A 948-nucleotide genomic window follows, 5' to 3' on the forward strand; every position below is an offset into this window, starting at 1 on the left:
GCTGTCCTCGGCGGTGGGCGGCATCGTCAGCGGCGCATCGAGCGCGGTGTCGAGCACGCTTGGCGGTGCCGGCAACCTGGTCGGTGGTTCAGTGAAGACTGCGGCACAGGCCGCTGCCCCGTCGCTGCCGGGCATGGACAATCCGTTCTCGAACATCGAGGGCCAGATCCGTGGCACGACCGGCAACGATCCGGAGGCCCTGAAGAATGCCGCCGTCAGCGCCATGCGCGCCGCCGTGACCGGTGACGCCGCCCAGCAGAAGGACGCACAGGAGAAGGCCGCCCAGGCACTGTCCAAGGCTCAGGGCATCCCGGTCGATCAGGCCCGGACCCAGGTCGCCCAGTACGTGAAGCAGTTCAACGACACGGTCGCCCAGACCAAGGAGCAGGCCAAGCAGGCGGCGGATGCTGCAGCCCGGGTCGGCTCGCAGGGAGCGCTCTACGGCGCCCTGGCATTGGTCCTCGGTGCACTGTCGGCCTTCTTCGCCGGGCGTGGTGCCGCCGTCGACCCGGTGCTCACCCGCACCGCCCCCGTCGTCACGACCCAGCGTCGGGTCTGACGGTGAGCGACCCCGCCGCCACCGAGCCGCGTCTCCCCGGGACGCAGGACAAGCAGGCGGCGAAGGTCGCCATCGGTGAGAGCGTGACGCTTCCGCTGATCGCCGAGACCGCCCGCATCGACAAGCGGGCGGTGGACACCGGGCGGGTGCGGGTCTCGACCCGAACCGAGGCGGTCGATCAGGTCCTGCGCGAGACCCTGCGCAGCGATCACGTCGGGGTTACCCGGGTGCCGATCAACCGGACCCTAGCCGAGGGCGAGACGCCCCCGGTGGTCCGGGAGGAGAACGGGGTGACCATCATCCCGGTCCTCGAAGAGATCCTCGTCGTCGAGAAGCGCCTCGTCCTACGGGAGGAGGTGCATGTCCGCCAGACCACAGCGGACGAAGAC

General features: G+C 70.1%; 1 protein-coding gene and 1 pseudogene. Both read left to right on the forward strand.

The annotated features are described in order from the left end of the window. Positions 1-559: pseudogene (locus MKK70_RS31110) on the forward strand (PhnA-like protein); the annotation flags it as partial. A 71-nt stretch (positions 560-630) separates the two neighbouring features. After that, on the forward strand, positions 631-948 hold a 318-nt coding region (locus MKK70_RS31115; protein WP_409568296.1), incomplete at its 3' end, for a DUF2382 domain-containing protein.

The organism is Methylobacterium sp. E-041 (assembly GCF_022829665.1).
GTDB lineage: Bacteria > Pseudomonadota > Alphaproteobacteria > Rhizobiales > Beijerinckiaceae > Methylobacterium.